We start from the raw sequence: 15,066 nt of genomic DNA on the forward strand, positions 1-15,066 counted from the left end.
GGAGGCGAAGATGAGATTCGGCTATATGGTCGTCTATGCGCCCGACGTCGCCGCGACCGTGGCGTTTTACGAGAAAGCCTTCGGCGTGAAGGCGCGCTTCGTCACGCCTGAGGCCGATTTCGCCGAGATGGAGACCGGCGCCACGGCTCTGGCCTTCGCGCGGGAGGGCCTCATGCAGGGCTTCGCGCCGGACCTCCGGCCGAACCGCCCCGAGGATCCGCCCGCGGGCGCGGAGATCGCCTTCGTCGTCGAGGAGGCGGAGCTTGAAGCGGCCTGGACGCGCGCCGTGGCGGCGGGCGCCGCGCCCCTGGTCAAGCCGGAGCGGACGCCCTGGGGACAGATGATCTCTTACGTGCGCGATCTGAACGGCGTGCTGGTCGAGATCTGCGGCCCGGTCCCCAAACCCGCCTGAGCGCTAAACCGCCCTCAGCGCCGCCGAGACCCGGCGCCCTTCCAGAAGCAGCACGTTATAGGCCCGGCAGGCCGAAGCGGTGGACATGGGGTCGAGCCCCAAGCCCGCCGCCTCCGCCGCCGCCCGCACCGAAGCCGGAGGCGGCGCCTCAAGCCGCAGGCCCAATCCCAGCAGGATCACGTCGCCCGCCGCCGCCCAGAGCGGCGCCAGAGCCTCGGGCGTCAGCTCGCCCGACCAAGGCAGGATCTCGCCCGTCTCCAGAATGAAGAGAGATCCCTCGCGCCGCGTCCCGCCGATGCGGAAGCCGCCCGCGCCATAGGCGTCGATGGGCCGCGCGCCCCCGGAAGGGGCCTCGGGAGGGATTTCGGTCATGCGCATGGCGTTTCCTCCTCGGATGGCGCGGAATCGCGTCCGGACAGGGAATAGAGCCTTTCCGCCCGCTCTGAAAAGGCCGCGCCGCCGCGCCGCATGAAAAAATCCGGGAGGCGGCGCCCCCCGGATTTCCGGATGTCGTAAGATCGGGCCGTCGCCTTAATTGCTGGCGGGCGGGGGCTCGTCGCCGCCGAAGCGGACGCCGGTCGGGCCTCCGGCGGCTTTCTCGGCCGCCTCCTTGCTCCAGTCGCGCTTGACCCCGAGCAGCAGCAGCATGGGCGCCGCGATGTAGATCGAGGAATAGACGCCGATGAAGCAGCCCCAGAGCATCGTCAGCGAGAAGCCGCGCAGGGTTTCGCCGGCGAAGAAGTAAAGTCCGATCAGCGCCAGCAGCGTGGTGAAGGTGGTCATCAGCGTGCGGGCGAGGGTCTCGTTCAGCGAGAGGTCGATCAGATCCGGCAGGGACATCTGCTTATATTTGCGCAGATTCTCGCGGATTCGGTCGTAGATGACCACCGTGTCGTTGAGCGAGAAGCCGAGCAAGGTCAGCAGAGCCGCGATCAGGGTCAGGTTATACTCCACCCCTGTGATCGCGAGGATCGCCGCCGCCACGGCCACGTCGTGCAAGGTGGCCACCGCCGCGCCCACGGCGAATTGCCATTCGAAGCGCAGCCAGAGATAGATCATCACGCCGAGCAGCGAGACGGCGATGGCCGCGATGCCCGTCCAGACGAATTCGCCGGAGACCTTCGGCCCCACCACGTCCACGCCATGCACGGTCAGGCCGGGCACTTCGGCGGCCAGCGCCTCGCTGGAGCGGCGGACCACGTCGTTCATGGCGGCTTCGTCCTCGGCGGCGGCGACGCGCACCATCGCGTCGCGCGGATCGCCGAAGCCCTGCACCGCCACCTCGCCGACGTTCAGGCGGTTCATCACCTCGCGGATCGCGCCGACGTCGGCCTGAGGCTCGACGCGGACCTGAATCACCGCGCCGCCCGCGAAGTCGATGCCCATGTTCACGCCGCGGATCGGCAGAATGGCGATGGCCGCGAAGGTCAGGATGGTCGAGATGATCAGCGCCGGGCGCCAGATCTTCATGAATTTGAACTTGGTGCCGTCGGGGACCATCTGGAAGAGCGCGATCTTCGCGGTCTTGGGGCGCTTCCAGTTATACCAGGTCACGACCATCAGGCGGGTCAGGTTCACGGCGGTGAACATGGAGGTCGCCACGCCGATGGCCAGAGTCACGGCGAAGCCGCGCACCGGCCCCGCGCCGAGGCTGTAGAGCACGCCCGCCGCGATCAGGGTGGTGATGTTGGCGTCGATCACCGCCGCCAGCGCCTTTTCGAATCCGAGGTCGATGGCGCGAGGCATGGATTTGCCCGCTTTCAACTCTTCTCGGATGCGCTCGTAGATGAGCACGTTGGCGTCCACGGCGAAGGCGATGGTCAGCACCACGCCCGCGATGCCGGGCAGCGTGAGCGTCGCGCCGATCATCGACATGATCGCGAAGATCAGGATGACGTTCACCGCCACCGCCACGCTCGCCATGACGCCGAAGAGCCCGTACATGACGATCATGAAGACCACCACCAGCGCCGAAGCGATGTAGGTCGCCTTTTTGCCGGCCTCGATGGAATCGGCGCCGAGCTCGGGGCCGACGGTGCGCTCTTCAAGGAACTCCATGGAGGCGGGCAGGGCGCCCGCGCTGATCTGCGTGGCGAAGCGCTGAGCGCTGTCGACGGTGTAATTGCCGGTGATCTGGCCCGAGCCGCCCATGATGGGCTCGTTCACGCGGGGCGCGGAGAGCACCTTGCCGTCGAGCACGATGGCGAAGGGATTGCCCACGTTGGCGCGGGTGAAGTCGGCGAATTTCTTGCCCGCCGCCGTGGTGAAGCGGAAGGCGACGATGGGCTCGTTGGTGTTGGAGTCGAAGCCTTGGCTGGCCGTGGCGACCTCGGTGCCCGCGATGAGCGGCGTGACCGAAACGGCCCAGAGGATCTCGGGGTTGTCGGCCTCGGCGAGGATCTTGAAGCCCGGAGGCGCCACGCCCGCGTCGAGATCGGCCTGAGACACCGACATGTTGACCGTATGGAAGCTCAGCACCGCCGGATCGCCGATCAGGGCCTTGATGGCGTCGGCGTCTTCGGCGCCGGGCACCTGAATCAGAATGCGGCGGTCGCCTTGGCGGGTGATGGTGGCTTCCGTGGTGCCGTCGGGATCGACGCGGCGGCGCACCACCTCCAGCGATTGCTGGAGCGTGCGGGCGGCGAGATCCGTCTTGGCGGCCTCCGAGAGGGCGACGCGGAAGGTCTTGTCGTCCACGCGCGTCACCGTGAGGTCGCGCGCCCCGCCCAGAGAGCCGTCGATGGGCTGCGAGAGGCCTTCGAGCGCGGTCTGCGCCTTGGCCTGCTCCTCGGGCAGCGGGATCTCGATGAGGATCGCGCCGTCGGCCTGAGTCTGGGGCACGCCGCGCCGGGTGACGCCCGCGTCGGCCAGAGCCTGACGCAGATCCAGAGACACCTGCGTCATGCGGGCGCTCCAGACGTCCTCGACCTTGGTCTCGACGAGCAGATGCGCGCCGCCTTGGAGGTCCAGCCCCAGATTCATGCCTTGAGAAGGCATCCATGCGGGCAGCCGCTCGCGAGCCTCCTTGTCGATCAGGTTCGGGGAGGCGATCACCGCCCCGAGCAGACAGATCATGAGGACGAGGGCTTTTTTCCAGAACGGATAATGGAGCATGGGGGGCGTCCGGCTTGGTCCCGACGGATCCGGCGCCCGGACCCGCCGCGACGGGTCACTTCACGGCGGGTTCGGTCTTCTTGAGCACGGCGGAGAGGGTCGAGCGCAGGGCCTTCACACGCACGCCGTCCGCGAGCTCCAGCTCGATTTCGTCGTCGCCCTCGGCTCCGATCTTGGAGATCTTGGCGATCAGGCCGCCCGCGGTCACGACCATGTCGCCGCGACGCAGCGCCGTCAGCATCGCGCGATGCTCCTTCAGGCGTTTCTGCTGGGGGCGGATGAGCAGGAAGTACATGATGCCGAAAACCAGCACCATGGGCAGCAGCATGGAGATCATGCTGGGCGCCGGAGCGGCGCCGGCGGTCTGCGCGAAAGCGGGAGTGATGAACATGCGTGACTCCGGGGGTCCGAAGTTCGGGCTTCGGATGCGGCGGATGGGGATATGGGTCCGGCGACGGCCCGCCGCCAGAGGGTCGGCGGACTATATAGCCCAAAGCGTCAATTGCAAACGCGCCCTGAAACCATGATTCCCGCCCCGCGCGGAAGGGCGCGAAGGGAGGCGGGGCGTTTCGCCGCAAGCCTTTCGCGCCTCGCCGAGGGGCGCCGCGCGGCTGGACAGAAGCGCCTCGGGAATGTAGCTGAACTTCATCCGCGGCCCGCGTCAGCGAGGGATCCATGTCCGGTTACGAATATAAGACCCTCGCCTTGCCCCGTCTGCTGAAAGGCCCGCGCGCGCGCCGCCAGAGCGCCGCCGATTTCGTCTCCGGCGTGATCGAGTCGGCGCTGAACGACGAAGACGGCCAAGGCTGGGAATATCTGGGCGTTCAGGAATTCTCGACGCCGGACCGCTCGGGGCTTTTCGGGCGGGTGGAGCCTGCGGAGTTCGCGGTGCTGATCTTCCGGCGTCCGCGCGAGGCCAGCGCTCCGGTGAAGCGCATGATGGAGATGCGCGCGCCCTCTTCGCCCGCCCCTGCGGCTTATGAGTCGCCGCCCGCGCCTGAGGAGCCCATCGCTCCGGCGGCCGCGCCGCCGCGTCCGCCCATCGGTTCAGGGACGGGTTCGGGCGCTTCGCCCGCCGTCGTGGCGACCTCGCCCGCGCGGCCTTTTCCTCCGCGCGCGCCTGCGGCGGGAGGGATGTTCAAGGGCGGGCGCCAGACGCCCCCGACGTCTTCGATTCCTGAAGATCCGGGCGTTTCCCCCTCTGCTCCCCCGGCCGCTCCGAGAGCGCCGCGCCCGCCTGCGCCGAGCGCCGGGCCGCGTTCCGCCCCGCCTCAGATCGACGACGATTTCGGCAAGCTCTGAGGGCGTTGGGTCTTTTCTCGCGCCCGGATTGCGTTAAATATTCCTTACGGAGACGGAGGAATCGCGCATGGATGAGATTCTCGCATGGCTGGGCCAGAATTGGTGGATGGGCGTCGCGGGGATCGTGGCGATCCTCGGTTTGCTGGTGACGATCTTCAAATCCGGCGGGGACAAGATCTCGGCGAGTGACGGCGGCGTGGCGATCAAGGGCAAGAACAACACGGTTAATCCGTCTGCCTCCAAAGAGCCGCCCAAGCCATGATGGGCGATAAAATCTCTGCTGAGAATGGCGGCGTGGCCTTCAAGGGCGATGGCAACACCATCATTGTCGGCTTCACGATTGAGCAGCATAAGGCTATTCTGAAAGAGCGTCTCGCCGAACTGCGCGAGCAGATCGCGCGCGAACATGGCAAGGATCTGCAAATCCTTGAACATGAGAGGTCAAGATTTGAGCGCAACCTCGCCGACCTCAACACCTCATATCAGGCGGCGCTGAAGCGTTTAGAAGAAATGGGCGAGGCTCTGCGTCGCCTCTCCGACGAGATTCCGCAAGAGCGCCTGAAAGCCGCTTATGAAGCCCTGAATCGTGGCGATTCCAGCGAAGCCGACAAGATTTTCGCCGAAATTCGGAAATCAGCGGTCGCCACCATCTCTCGCGCCGCCGAGGCGGCTTATCAGCAAGGCCGCATCGCTTATGAAGCGATCCGCTGGCGCGAGGCCCGTGCGGACTTCGATGATGCCCATCGGCTGGAGCCGGAGAATGAGCTTTACATCTATTGGGCGGCGCGTCTGGCACGAGCCACGGGCGATTATATCGTCGCTGAGCCGCTCTATCGCCTCTCCCTCCAGCTGGCTGAAACGAACCATGGCGCCGCGTCATCCGAATACGCAGCGGCGGCGAGCAGTCTGGCTGGAGCGCTTGAAGACAAAGGCGAATACGCCGCCGCAGAGCCATGGTGCCGTCTGGCCATAGACATCGGGGAAAGGACGCTTGGGTCAAGCGACCCTATTTTGGCGCTCCGATTCAACAATCTCGCCAATCTGCGCCGAGCTCAAGGCGATCTCGTCGAAGCCGAGACCCTCTATCGCCGCACCTTGGAGATCAACGAGAAAGTTCTTGGGCCAGATCATCCTGACTTGGCGAAAACACTCAATAATCTCGCTGGGCTGATAAGAACAAAAGGCGATATCGCCGCTGCCGAGCCGCTTTATCGGCGCGCCATCGCCATTGGCGAGAAAGCCCATGGGAGGGATCATCCCGAGCAGGCGACCCGTCTCAACAATCTCGCCTTTCTGCTTCAGCTCAAAGATGAACCCGCCGGAGCAGAGCTGCTTTATCTCCGCGCCATAACCATCGCCGAAGATAAACTCGGGCCGGATCATCCCCAAACTCAAAAAATCAAAGCCAATTACGCCCGCTTCAAATCCGCCCATCCCTGACCCTTCGCGCCGCAGGCTTCTTGCGGCTTTGGCGCAAGTGATGTATCTCACGCGCGTCGGGGCGTAGCGCAGCCTGGTAGCGCGACAGTTTTGGGTACTGTAGGTCGTGAGTTCGAATCTCGCCGCCCCGACCAGAACCGTCGAGCGGAAGCCGCAAGCCTCCTCCGACGAACCTCTAACACCTTTCAAAATCCTCCAGCCGCGCCCGCCTCGGCGCTTCTTCTTCTCATTTTGACGCCCCGTCGCGGATCGGGGCCTCTCTCCGGACGCCGCCAAATGACCCAAAATCACGGGAATCAAGATCAGGGAGCCCAAGGCCCCCAACCTAAGCCCGGCGTCCTGCGCATCCACGCCTATGTGGGCGGCGCAGCTCAGACGAAAAGCGGCAAACCCGCCGTCAAACTCTCCTCGAACGAAAATCCGCTCGGAGCCAGCCCCGCGGCCAAGGCCGCTTATGAAACGGCCGCGCGCAGCCTCCCCATCTATCCCGAGGGAAGCGCGCGGATCCTCCGCGAAGCCATCGCGGAGGCCGAAGGCCTCGATCCCGCCCGCATCGTTTGCGGCGCAGGATCGGACGACATCCTCGCCCTGCTCGCCAAAGCCTATTCCGGCGAAGGCGACGAGGTGATCCACACAAGGCACGGCTTCTCCGTCTACCCCATCGCGGCGTTGACGGCCGGAGCCGAGCCCATCATGGCCGACGAGACCGACTTGCGCGCGGACGTGGACAAGATCCTCGATCTCTGCACCCCGCGCACCAAGCTGGTCTTTCTGGCCAATCCCAACAACCCGACCGGAACCTATCTCTCGATCAAGGAGATGGCGCGGCTGAGGGCGGAGCTTCCGCCGCAAGTCCTGCTGGTCGTGGACGAGGCCTACGCCGAATTCGCCGAGGCGGGCGATTTCGGCTCCGCGCTGAAGACGGTCGAGACCCGCGAGGATCTCGTCGTGACGCGGACCTTCTCGAAGATCCATGGACTCGCGGGCCTGCGCGTGGGCTGGGGCTACATGCCCCTCGCCGTCGCGGACGCCCTGCACCGGATCCGAGGGCCTTTCAACACCTCCATCCCGGCGCAGATGGCCGGGGCGGCGGCGATCCGGGACCGGGCCCATATCGAGGCCTCCCGGAACCATGTGCTGCGCTGGCGGAGCTGGCTCGCGCAGGCGCTCGGCGGAATCGGGATAGAAGCCACGCCGAGCCAAGCCAATTTCCTGCTCTTGCGCTTCGATCCGGAAGGACCCCGAAGCGCTCCGGCCGCCGATGCATGGCTTCAGGAGCGGGGACTGATTTTGCGGCGGATGGAGGGCTACGGCCTCCCCGACCGGCTGCGGCTCTCGATCGGCCGCGAAGAAGACAACCGCGCGGTGGTCGAAGCGCTCGCGCAATTCATGACGGAAAATCATCAGTGACGAATGAGAAGAAGACGGGCGTGGACCTTGAGGCCGCCCGCATCGCCGCGGAGCGGCTGGACGAAGGTCTGGACGCCATCGGTCCCGAAAGCGAGGACGAGGCGCTGAACGAAGAGGAAGAAGCCGAGGTCGCGAAGCTCTCCGACGAGGATTTCGACGAGGAAGGCGAAGAAGGCGAAGATGAGGACGAAGACGAGGACGGCGAAGAGGACGAAGACCTCGAAGCCGAAGCCTCCGCCGTCGTCGCCAAGGCGCTGAACGCCCAAAGCCCCCGCATGAGCCGTCTGGCGATCATCGGGCTCGGCCATATCGGCGGCTCCATCGCTCTGGCCGCGCGCCGGGCGGGGATCGCCTCGCATATCTCCGGCTACGTCCGCAATCCTGAGGATCGCGAAGCCGCCGAGCGGCTGGGCTTCGTGGATTCGCTCCATGTTAGCGCCGCCGAGGCCGCCGAGGGCGCGGATCTGACGATCCTTTGCGTTCCGGTCGGCGCCATGGCCAAGGTCGCCGCCGAGATCGCGCCCTCGCTGGCGCCGGATTCGATCCTGACGGACGTCGGTTCGGTCAAGGGCGCGGTGGTCGAGGCCGTGACGCCTCTCGTGCCGCCGGGCGTGCATTTCGTGCCGGCCCATCCTCTGGCGGGCACCGAGCATTCCGGCCCCGAATCCGCCTTCGCGGAGCTCTTCGACGGACGCTGGGCCATCCTGACTCCGCCCGAGGGCACCGATCCCGAGGCCGTCGCGGTTCTGCGCGGCTTCTGGGAGAAGCTCGGCGCGAACGTCGACGAGATGACCGTCGCCCATCACGACCGCGCTTTGGCTCTGATCAGCCATCTGCCCCACGCCATCGCCTACACCATCGTGGGCACGGCGGCGGACGCCGAGGACGTGTCTCAGGCCGAGATCATCAAATATTCGGCTTCGGGCTTCCGCGACTTCACCCGCATCGCGGCTTCGGATCCGGTGATGTGGCGCGACATCTTCCTCAACAACCGCGAGGCCCTGCTTGAGGCCTTCGGACGCCTTGAGGAGGATCTGGTGGCGCTGCGTCGGGCGATCCGCTCCGGCGACGGCGATTATATGTATAAGCATTTCTCCCGCACCCGCGAGATCCGCCGGGGGATCGTGCAGGCCGGTCAGGACGTGGCGGCGGCGAACTTCGGCCGTCCGCATGGTCAGGCCGGACGCAAGGCGCCTTCGCCGCGCACCGTCGAATCCGACGCGGGCCGCAGCTTCCGCCGTCCTGAGAACGAAGAGCGCGGCGGTTTCGGCCGTCCCTCCGATTTCGGCGACCGTCCCCGTCGCAGCTTCGATCGTGACGGCGGGCGCGAAGGCGGCGGCGGCTATCGCGGACGCGAAGGCGGCGGGGATCGTCCCTTCCGTCCGCGCGAGGGCGGCGGCGGCGGCTTTGGCGGCGCGCCCCGCAGCTTCTGGCGCAAAGACGACGAGGGCGGGCGTCCTTTCCGTCCGCGTGAGGGCGGCGAGGGCGGCGACCGTCCCTTCCGCAAGCCCTATGAGGGCGGCGGGGATCGCCCCTTCCGTCCGCGCGACGGCGAGGGCGGAGATCGTCCTTTCCGCAAACCCTTCGGCGGCGGCGACCGTCCCTTCCGTCCGCGTGAAGGCGGCGAGGGCGGCGACCGTCCCTTCCGCAAGCCTTTCGGCGGCGGCGACCGTCCCTTCCGTCCGCGCGACGGCGAGGGCGGGGGAGATCGTCCCTTCCGCAAGCCCTATGAGGGCGGCGGCGACCGCCCCTTCCGTCCGCGCGAGGGCGGCGGCGGAGATCGTCCTTTCCGCAAGCCTTACGAAGGCGGCGGGGATCGCCCCTTCCGTCCGCGTGAGGGCGGCGGCGACCGTCCCTTCCGTCCGCGCGACGGCGAGGGCGGGGGAGATCGTCCCTTCCGCAAGCCCTATGAGGGCGGCGGCCGGTCCTTCGGCGGCCCGCGCGAAGGCGGCGGCGGGGATCGTCCCTTCCGCAAGCCGGGCGGTTTCGGCGGCGGCGGCGGCTTCGGCGGCGGCCGGTCCTTCGGCGGCCCGCGTGAAGGCGGCGGCGGACGCGGCTTCGGCGGTCCGCGCGACGGCGGCCCTCGCGGGGGCGGCGGCGGTTTCGGCGGCCCGCGTCGGCCTCCCTTCCGTCGCGACGACGAGTGATTGAATGAAGATGCCCCCTCGCCGCAAGGCGAGGGGGTTTCTCTATGAGGATTCCCATGTTTTACCGGCCCGGACGCGACCCTCACGGCTTGCCGCATGACCCTCTCAAGTCCTGCATAGCGCCGCGCCCCATCGCTTGGGTGACGAGCCTCGATGCTGAGGGCGTCGTGAATCTGGCGCCTTTCAGCTTCTTCGCCATGGTCTCCGACGCGCCGCCGACCCTGATGATCTCCTGCAACGGGCGCAAGCCGGGGCTCGACGAAGCCAAGGACACGCGCCGCAACGTCGAGGCGGCGGGGGAATTCGTCGTCAATATGGCGACCTACGACCAGCGCGAGGCCGTGAGCCTCAGCAGCGCGGCCTATCCCGCCGGGATCAGCGAGGCCGAGGCTTTAGGGCTGGCTCTGGCGCCGGGCCGCGAGATCCGCACGCCGCGTCTGGAGGCGGCGCCGGTCGCGCTGGAATGCCGGCTCTGGAGGATGGTTCCGCTGATGAATCCCGATGAGGCCATGATCCTCGGCGAGATCGTCGGGGTGCATATCCGCGACGAAGCCCTGACCGAAGGACATCTGGACCTCGCCCGGATCAAGCCTCTGGCGCGGCTGGGCTATCAGGAATATGCGGCGGTCGAGCGGGTCTTCGCCATCCCCCGGCCCAAGAAGCCGCAGGCTTAAGCCGTCTTCTCCGGGAAAAGGCAGAGATCCCGCGCCACGCAGATTCCGCATTTCGGCGCGCGGGCCGTGCAGACGTAGCGCCCGTGCAGGATCAGCCAGTGATGCGCATGGAGCCGCCAGCGCTCCGGGACGACCCGCTCTAAGGCCGCCTCCACCGCCGCGACGTCCTTCCCCGGCGCCAGCCCGGTGCGGTTGGAGACCCTGAACACATGGGTGTCCACGGCGATGGTGGGCCAGCCGAAGCCGATGTTGAGCACCACATTGGCCGTCTTGCGCCCCACGCCCGGCAGGGATTCCAGCGCCGCGCGATCCTCGGGAACTTCGCCGCCGAAATCCTCAAGCAGGCGGCGGCTCAAGGCGACGACGTTCTTCGCCTTGTTCTTATAAAGCCCGATGGATTTAATGGCCTCGGTCAGAGCCTCCTCGCCGAGCGCGAGCATGGCCTCAGGCGTGCGGACCTTGGCGAAGAGCGGCCCCGTGGCCTTGTTCACGCCCTTGTCGGTGGCTTGGGCCGAGAGGACCACCGCCACCAAGAGCGTATAGAGATTGACGAAATCCAGCTCGCCTTTCGGCTCGGGGTTCTGAGCCGCGAGCCGGGCGAAGAACTCGTCGATCTGGCCGGGAGTCATGAGGGAGGGGAGGCTCAGCGCCCCGCCTCCGCCAATTCGAACCAGCGGCGCCCGGCGCGGCTGGTCACGCCGCCGAGGAAGGCCACCAGATCCGCCGACATTTCTTCGGTGAAGCGGTCGGGCGCCGAGGAGCCGAAGAGCAGCAGGCCGCCGGGGCGTCCGGGGCCGAAATCGAGCCGCACCAGCGCCTCGGTGGCGATGGGCGCGCCTTGGTCGTGCAGGCCCATGGTCATGCGCAGAGCCGGGCGCAGCACGCAGCCTTGCCCCGAAGCGCCCATCAGCCGCGCCAGAGCCGCCGCGTCGATCCAGCGGGCGCCGCCGCCCCCCGGCAAAGCCGGGAGGCCGCGCTCAAGGCAGAGCGCCACCGATTCGAGATCGAAGATGGTGCGGAAGCCCTCGGTGGCGGCCTCGACGAATCCGGCGAAGCTGGCGGCGTCCAGCACGGCGAGGGTCGCCGCCCGCATGGATTCCGCCGCGAGGGCGTTCAGCTCGATGGTCTCGATCAGCTCGTCGCGCAGCTCGGTCAGCTCGGCGACGCGCTGCTGAAGCCTCCGGATGGCGGCGCTTTCATAGCTCAGCACGTTGTCGCCGCTCTGGCGGCTGCGGACGTCCAGAGCGGCCCGCGCCAAATCCGGATCATCCCGGAAGATGCCGGGATGGATCTTCAGAAAGCTGCGGACGGCCTCCGGATCGAGGCGTTTGGCCTCGCGCAGAGAAACGTCCCGAGCCTGTTCGTCGCGCATCGATGCTCCCCCCGAAGCCCCGCCCCTGAAGCCCCGTCAACACTTCCTTAAAGGATAGATTGCCCGGTTTTCGCCCAATCCGCAACAAAGGCCGCAAGCCCCTTGTCGGTCAGAGGATGGTTCGCCAGAAGCTTGACCACGTTCGGCGGAATGGTGGCCACGTCGGCGCCGATCTTGGCCGCCTGCTGCACATGATTGACGTTGCGGATCGAGGCGGCCAGAATCTGGGTCTTGAAGCGGTAGTTGTCGTAGATCTCGCGGATGTCGGCGATCAGCTCCATGCCTTCGAGGCCGATGTCGTCGAGCCGCCCGATGAAGGGCGAGATATAGGTCGCGCCCGCCTTGGCCGCGAGCAGAGCCTGAGCCGAGGAGAAGCACAAGGTGACGTTCACCGGAGTCCCGGCGTCCGAGAGGACGCGGCAGGTCTTGAGGCCGTCCCAGGTCAGCGGCACCTTCACCGCCACGTTGGAGGCGATGGCGGCCAGCTTCTTGCCCTCTTTGAGCATGGTCTCGAAATCGGTGGCGGCGACTTCGGCGCTGACATGGCCTTCGGTGAGGGCGGCGATCTCGGCGATGACGTCGAGGAATTTGCGGCCCGATTTCGCGATCAGCGAGGGATTGGTGGTCACGCCGTCCACCATGCCGGTGGCGGCGAGGTCGCGGATCTCGGCGATCTCCGCCGTGTCGATGAAGAATTTCATGGAGGCTCTCCTGATCGGCCGCAGGGCGCGGCGCGAGGCCGCTTTCCCGGCTTCTAGAGCATTTTCCAGTGAAGCCGACAAGGCTTCGCGTCGTGAAAATGCGATCGCTAAAAAGGAAGCTGGAGCGTTTGAGCGATCCCAGAAGATCGGAAAACGCTCTCAGCCATTCGCAGGAGCTTCGCCAGAGCGCTTGTCGGCTTGGGCGGGGCCGAGGGCATGAACGGGACGCGGATTCCGGTTTTGCCGCCTCTGCCTTTCGAGGGGCCTCTGGATTATCTCGCGCCGGAGGGGCTCGCGCTCGCGCCGGGGACATGGGTCGAGACCAAGATCATGGGCCGCCGCACCATCGGCGTGGTCTGGGATCCGCCGCAAAGCGAGGAGGGCAGGCCGCCCGAGTCGAAGCTCAAGCCGATTCTGCGGGCTCTGGATCTGCCGCCGATGCGCGCCGAGACCCGCCGCTTTCTGGAGCGCATGGCCGATTATACGCTGACTCCGCTCGGCATGGCCTTGCGGCTGGGCGCCCGCGCGCCGGGGCTGGAGGCCCCGCCTCAGGAGAAACGCGGCTGGCGCTTGGCGGAGACTCCGCCGCCGGACGCGGACTCGACTCCGGCGCGTCGGCGCGTGCTGGCGGTCTTCGAGAACGGGCCGATGCGGGCGCTCAGCTCCTCGGAGATCGCTATGGCGGCGGGCGTCAGCGCGGGCGTAGTGCAGGGCTTGGCCAAGATCGGGGCCTTGATCCCCGAGGCCATGGCGCGCAAGGCGCCGGGCTCCGGGCTGAAGCCCGATCACGCCCCGCCCAAACTCAACCCCGATCAGGCCGAGGCCGCCGCGGCTTTGCGTCTGGCGGCGGCGGAAAGGCGCTATCAGGGGATTCTCCTCGACGGCGCGACGGGCTCCGGCAAGACGGAGACCTATCTCGAAGCCGTGGCCGAGACGATCCGACAGGGGCGTCAGGCGCTGGTGTTGTTGCCCGAGATCGCGTTGACCGCCGATTTCGCGTCGCGCGTCGAAAGGCGTTTCGGGGCCAAGGCAGCCGAATGGCATTCCGGCCTCAGCGGCCCGCAAAGAACCCGGCTCTGGCGCAGCGTCGCCGGGGGCGAGACGCAAGTGGTGATCGGGGCGCGCTCGGCGCTTTTCCTGCCCTTCGCGAATCTGGGTCTGGCGGTGGTCGATGAGGAGCATGACTCCAGCTATAAGCAGGAGGAGGTGGTTCTCTACAGCGCCCGCGACATGGCGGTGCTGCGCGGCGCGACCGAGGGCTTTCCGGTGGTCCTCGTCTCCGCGACGCCTTCGCTGGAGACTTGGGCCAACGCCGAATCCGGGCGCTATCGCCGCCTGAGCCTGCCCATCCGCCATGGCGGCGCCAAGCCCCCCGAGATCCTCGCGGTCGATCTCCGCTTGGACCCTCCCGAGCGGGGCCGCTGGCTGAGTCCGAAATTGGTGGAGGCGGCGAAGGAATCTCTGGAGCGCGGAGAGCAGGCGCTGTTCTTCCTCAACCGCCGGGGCTACGCGCCTTTGACCATCTGCCGCACATGCGGCTGGCGGGCCGGATGCCCGCATTGCTCGGCCTGGCTGGTGGAGCATCGGGCGCGCGGACGCCTCGTCTGCCATCATTGCGGCCACGCCGAGCCGATTCCGCTCAAATGCCCCAAATGCGGGGCCGAGGATCAGATCGTCCCGGTCGGCCCCGGCGTGGAGCGCGTCGCGGAGGAGGCTAGGGCGCTGTTCCCGGAGGCGCGGCTCGCGGTGCTCTCCTCCGACCTCATGCCGGACGGCGCCGCCCTGCGCGCCGAGATCGCCCGAATCGCCGCCGGAGAGGCGGATCTGATCGTCGGCACCCAGATCGTCGCCAAGGGGCATCATTTTCCGAATCTCACCATGATGGGCGTGGTGGACGCCGACATCGGCCTTCAGGGCGGCGATCTGCGGGCGGGCGAACGCACGGTTCAGCTGCTCTTGCAGGCGGCGGGGCGCGTGGGCCGGGCCGAAAAGCCGGGCCGCGCCTTCCTTCAGACCACCGCGCCGGATCATCCGGTGATGAGGGCCATTCTTTCAGGAGACGGCGAGGCCTTCCGCCGCGCCGAGGCCGAGTCGCGCCGCGAAACCGAGGATCCGCCCTATGGGCGCTTGGTCGCGGTGATCGTGGCGGGCGAATCCGAGGAGGAGGTCCGGGCGGCGGCTCAGGATCTGGCGCGGCGGGCGGACCCGATTCTCGATCTCGGCGCGACGCTCTACGGCCCTGCGCCCGCGCCTTTCGCGCGTTTGCGCGGAAAATGGCGCATGCGGCTGCTCGCGCGCTTCGAGCGCGCCCTTTCGCCGCAGAACGCCCTACGGGCATGGCGGGCGAGGGTGAAGCCCGCCTCGGGGGTGCGGATCGTCTTCGACGTTGATCCGCAATCCTTTCTCTAGCCGCATTTCTCTGAAGCTTTTGCGAATCCTCCGGGAATCCGCTCCGAATCTCCGCCTGACCGCGCGGCGGGCGCGCCTCGGAGGC

13 protein-coding genes, 1 tRNA gene and 1 pseudogene are annotated in these 15,066 nt (G+C 67.4%); 9 read left to right on the forward strand and 6 right to left on the reverse strand.

What is annotated here, in order from left to right:
• The first annotated feature begins 10 nt into the window (after nt 1-10).
• The gene (locus tag B161_RS0102010) at nt 11-412 is read left to right on the forward strand and encodes a VOC family protein (protein ID WP_018631682.1); all 402 of its coding nucleotides are present in this window, start codon (nt 11-13) and stop codon (nt 410-412) included.
• Nucleotides 413-415: 3 nt separating this feature from the next.
• On the opposite strand, the gene B161_RS0102015 is transcribed toward B161_RS0102010, so the two are convergent.
• From B161_RS0102015 to yajC, 3 genes are all read right to left on the reverse strand, one after another.
• Entirely contained in the window at nt 416-790 is a 375-nt protein-coding gene (locus B161_RS0102015) for an Mth938-like domain-containing protein (protein WP_018631683.1), read from the reverse strand.
• Between the two features lie 153 nt (nt 791-943).
• Nucleotides 944-3,526 carry a protein translocase subunit SecD gene (gene secD, locus B161_RS16225; RefSeq protein WP_018631684.1) on the reverse strand — a complete coding sequence of 861 codons (2,583 nt, stop codon included), beginning with the start codon at nt 3,524-3,526 and terminating at the stop codon, nt 944-946.
• 55 nt (nt 3,527-3,581) lie between these two features.
• Nucleotides 3,582-3,917 (reverse strand): preprotein translocase subunit YajC, encoded by a 336-nt coding sequence (gene yajC / locus B161_RS0102025; protein ID WP_018631685.1) that lies wholly within the window; start codon nt 3,915-3,917, stop codon nt 3,582-3,584.
• A gap of 284 nt (nt 3,918-4,201) precedes the next feature.
• Between yajC and B161_RS18460 the strand changes: the two genes are divergently transcribed.
• The 7 genes and pseudogenes from B161_RS18460 (at nt 4,202) to B161_RS0102060 (ending at nt 10,499) form a co-directional block, all read left to right on the forward strand.
• Nucleotides 4,202-4,828, forward strand: coding sequence for a hypothetical protein (locus tag B161_RS18460; RefSeq protein ID WP_018631686.1), 627 nt, complete (start codon nt 4,202-4,204; stop codon nt 4,826-4,828).
• A 67-nt stretch (nt 4,829-4,895) separates the two neighbouring features.
• Nucleotides 4,896-5,090: a hypothetical protein gene (locus B161_RS0102035; protein ID WP_018631687.1), complete on the forward strand. Its 195-nt coding sequence runs from the start codon at nt 4,896-4,898 to the stop codon at nt 5,088-5,090.
• A complete protein-coding gene (locus B161_RS18465; RefSeq protein ID WP_018631688.1) occupies nt 5,087-6,268 on the forward strand; it encodes a tetratricopeptide repeat protein in 1,182 nt (393 codons plus the stop codon). The genes B161_RS0102035 and B161_RS18465 overlap by 4 nt, the downstream gene beginning before the upstream one ends.
• 57 nt (nt 6,269-6,325) lie before the next feature.
• A tRNA-Pro gene (locus B161_RS0102045) sits at nt 6,326-6,402 on the forward strand.
• A gap of 142 nt (nt 6,403-6,544) precedes the next feature.
• Nucleotides 6,545-7,678 (forward strand): histidinol-phosphate transaminase, encoded by a 1,134-nt coding sequence (gene hisC / locus B161_RS0102050; RefSeq protein WP_018631689.1) that lies wholly within the window; start codon nt 6,545-6,547, stop codon nt 7,676-7,678.
• Between the two features lie 275 nt (nt 7,679-7,953).
• Nucleotides 7,954-8,865, forward strand: a pseudogene (locus B161_RS16240) (prephenate/arogenate dehydrogenase family protein); the annotation flags it as partial.
• A 1,016-nt stretch (nt 8,866-9,881) separates the two neighbouring features.
• Nucleotides 9,882-10,499 (forward strand): flavin reductase family protein, encoded by a 618-nt coding sequence (locus B161_RS0102060; RefSeq protein ID WP_018631691.1) that lies wholly within the window; start codon nt 9,882-9,884, stop codon nt 10,497-10,499.
• Here B161_RS0102060 and nth read toward each other — a convergent pair.
• The 3 genes from nth to fsa are packed head-to-tail and all read right to left on the reverse strand — an operon-like array spanning nt 10,496 to nt 12,572.
• Nucleotides 10,496-11,128 carry an endonuclease III gene (nth, locus tag B161_RS0102065; protein ID WP_018631692.1) on the reverse strand — a complete coding sequence of 211 codons (633 nt, stop codon included), beginning with the start codon at nt 11,126-11,128 and terminating at the stop codon, nt 10,496-10,498. The genes B161_RS0102060 and nth overlap by 4 nt on opposite strands.
• A gap of 14 nt (nt 11,129-11,142) precedes the next feature.
• Nucleotides 11,143-11,871 carry a DUF484 family protein gene (locus tag B161_RS18470; RefSeq protein WP_018631693.1) on the reverse strand — a complete coding sequence of 243 codons (729 nt, stop codon included), beginning with the start codon at nt 11,869-11,871 and terminating at the stop codon, nt 11,143-11,145.
• A 47-nt stretch (nt 11,872-11,918) separates the two neighbouring features.
• The gene (fsa, locus tag B161_RS0102075) at nt 11,919-12,572 is read right to left on the reverse strand and encodes a fructose-6-phosphate aldolase (protein WP_018631694.1); all 654 of its coding nucleotides are present in this window, start codon (nt 12,570-12,572) and stop codon (nt 11,919-11,921) included.
• Nucleotides 12,573-12,788: 216 nt separating this feature from the next.
• On the opposite strand from fsa, the gene B161_RS0102080 reads away from it, so the two are divergent.
• Nucleotides 12,789-14,981 carry a primosomal protein N' gene (locus B161_RS0102080; protein ID WP_040789079.1) on the forward strand — a complete coding sequence of 731 codons (2,193 nt, stop codon included), beginning with the start codon at nt 12,789-12,791 and terminating at the stop codon, nt 14,979-14,981.
• The last annotated feature ends 85 nt before the right edge of the window (nt 14,982-15,066 follow it).

Origin of the sequence: Neomegalonema perideroedes DSM 15528, from assembly GCF_000374145.1 — a bacterium.
Lineage (GTDB): Bacteria > Pseudomonadota > Alphaproteobacteria > Rhodobacterales > Rhodobacteraceae > Neomegalonema > Neomegalonema perideroedes.

Coding starts and splice junctions, on each gene's coding strand:
- secD (WP_018631684.1), bottom strand. CDS start 3,526: ATGCTCCATTATCCGTTCTGGAAAAAAGCCCTCGTCCTCATGATCTGT.
- fsa (WP_018631694.1), bottom strand. CDS start 12,572: ATGAAATTCTTCATCGACACGGCGGAGATCGCCGAGATCCGCGACCTC.
- B161_RS0102080 (WP_040789079.1), top strand. CDS start 12,789: ATGAACGGGACGCGGATTCCGGTTTTGCCGCCTCTGCCTTTCGAGGGG.
- B161_RS18465 (WP_018631688.1), top strand. CDS start 5,087: ATGATGGGCGATAAAATCTCTGCTGAGAATGGCGGCGTGGCCTTCAAG.
- B161_RS0102015 (WP_018631683.1), bottom strand. CDS start 790: ATGCGCATGACCGAAATCCCTCCCGAGGCCCCTTCCGGGGGCGCGCGG.
- nth (WP_018631692.1), bottom strand. CDS start 11,128: ATGACTCCCGGCCAGATCGACGAGTTCTTCGCCCGGCTCGCGGCTCAG.
- B161_RS18460 (WP_018631686.1), top strand. CDS start 4,202: ATGTCCGGTTACGAATATAAGACCCTCGCCTTGCCCCGTCTGCTGAAA.
- hisC (WP_018631689.1), top strand. CDS start 6,545: ATGACCCAAAATCACGGGAATCAAGATCAGGGAGCCCAAGGCCCCCAA.
- B161_RS18470 (WP_018631693.1), bottom strand. CDS start 11,871: ATGCGCGACGAACAGGCTCGGGACGTTTCTCTGCGCGAGGCCAAACGC.
- B161_RS0102060 (WP_018631691.1), top strand. CDS start 9,882: ATGTTTTACCGGCCCGGACGCGACCCTCACGGCTTGCCGCATGACCCT.
- yajC (WP_018631685.1), bottom strand. CDS start 3,917: ATGTTCATCACTCCCGCTTTCGCGCAGACCGCCGGCGCCGCTCCGGCG.
- B161_RS0102010 (WP_018631682.1), top strand. CDS start 11: ATGAGATTCGGCTATATGGTCGTCTATGCGCCCGACGTCGCCGCGACC.
- B161_RS0102035 (WP_018631687.1), top strand. CDS start 4,896: ATGGATGAGATTCTCGCATGGCTGGGCCAGAATTGGTGGATGGGCGTC.